The organism is Candidatus Magnetobacterium casense, assembly GCF_019173545.1.
In the GTDB taxonomy this organism is placed as follows: domain Bacteria; phylum Nitrospirota; class Thermodesulfovibrionia; order Thermodesulfovibrionales; family Magnetobacteriaceae; genus Magnetobacterium; species Magnetobacterium cryptolimnobacter.
Map to the genome: position 1 here is coordinate 1 of NZ_JABXWD010000628.1, position 1,530 is coordinate 1,530.

General features: G+C 51.8%; 2 protein-coding genes. Both read right to left on the reverse strand.

The annotated features are described in order from the left end of the window. Positions 1-358: 358 nt before the first annotated feature. Positions 359-847 (reverse strand): acetolactate synthase small subunit, encoded by a 489-nt coding sequence (gene ilvN / locus HWQ67_RS18230; protein WP_218254119.1) that lies wholly within the window; start codon positions 845-847, stop codon positions 359-361. A gap of 19 nt (positions 848-866) precedes the next feature. Then, positions 867-1,530: thiamine pyrophosphate-dependent enzyme (locus HWQ67_RS18235; RefSeq protein WP_255317346.1), on the reverse strand; the 664-nt coding region annotated here is incomplete at its 5' end.

Below are 1,530 nucleotides of genomic sequence, written 5' to 3' on the forward strand. Positions count from 1 at the left end.
TTCTTTGTCGCTCCAGGAGGGGGCAGCGCCCCCCCGGCTCAATGCGCTCCTGGCCCCCTTCAGAACCCCCCGCAAGGGGAGGGGCGAGGCGCAATCTTGTCGCAGCGGGTCGCACCCGCCCCGGCCACGAAGAAGTCCCCTTGACCCCGTAAAAATGCCATGTGTCTTGTATTTAATCCAATCGAAACGTGCTATAAGTGAGATTTGCTTCCTACGGTCGCAGGCGTGGTTCAGACATCTTTATATGCAGAAATTGGAATATGACATTGTCAAAGTAAGGCAATCTGATAACATAAGAACTGATGGGTCAAGGGGGTTCTGATCCCCTTGACCCCTTATACAGGCATTTCTTTGTTTCCTACTTGTTTCTGATCATCTCTCTTGCGATGGCGATCTTTCCGGAACGAACGAACTCCTTGACGCCCATTGGCTTCATCAGTTCGATAAATGCCTCTATCTTCTTTTCATCGCCGGTGATCTCTATGGTGTAGCTCTTCTGACTGGAATCCACGATGCGGCCCCTGAATATCTCCGCCAGACGCAAGACCTCACCCTTGAGTTCCTGCTTGGGGGTGACCTTTAGCAGGACAATTTCACGCTCAACGTGGTCTACCTCAAAGAGGTCCTGGACCTTGATCACATCTATGAGTTTGTTTAACTGCTTGGTTATCTGTTCTATAATCTGGTCGTCGCCCTTTGTCACGATGGTCATGATGGATATCTTCGGGTCAAGGGTTTCGCCCACTGAGATGCTTTCGATGTTGTAGCCACGTCCGCTAAACAGACCCGACACACGCGAGAGCACACCAAACTTGTTTTCCACAAGAACAGAGATTGTATGTCTCATCTTTAGAACTCCTCTATGATTATTTTACCGCTTTTAGCTTCTTGTCTTCTTTCTTTGGTTCTTCCTCAAACATCATCTGGTCAATGGGCGCCCCTGCCGGCACCATCGGGTAGACCTTCTCCTTCCAGTCGATGAGGAAGTCCATAAACACCGGCCTCTTAACCCTCAACGCCTCCCTGATGACGTCCTCGACCTCCGACGGCTTTGTAGCCCTCAGTCCCACGGCCCCATATGCCTCGGCCACCTTGACGAAGTCCGGGAAGTTGGAAAGATTACTGTATGAGTAGCGCTCCTTGTAGAAAAGCTCCTGCCACTGTCTGACCATCCCCAGGTAGCCGTTGTTGAGGATCGCCACCTTTACAGGCAGATTGTATGCAATCGTGGTTGCCAGCTCCTGGATGTTCATCTGGATACTGCCATCGCCGGCGACGTCTATGACAACCCTGTCGGGGTTGGCCACCTGGGCACCGATGGCCGCCGGAAATCCATAGCCCATCGTACCCAGTCCGCCAGAAGACAGAAAAGTCCTCGGCTTGTCGTACTTGAAAAACTGTGCCGCCCACATCTGATTCTGTCCCACCTCGGTAGTGATTATCGCATCACCGCCCGTTATTTCGTAGAGCTTTTCGATGACGTACTGGGGTTTGATCACGTTGTCTACGTAGCGGTAGGTCATTGGTCTG

What these genes read in the sequence shown, in the direction of transcription:
- ilvN (WP_218254119.1), bottom strand. Translation starts at nt 847, where the DNA reads ATGAGACATACAATCTCTGTTCTTGTGGAAAACAAGTTTGGTGTGCTC.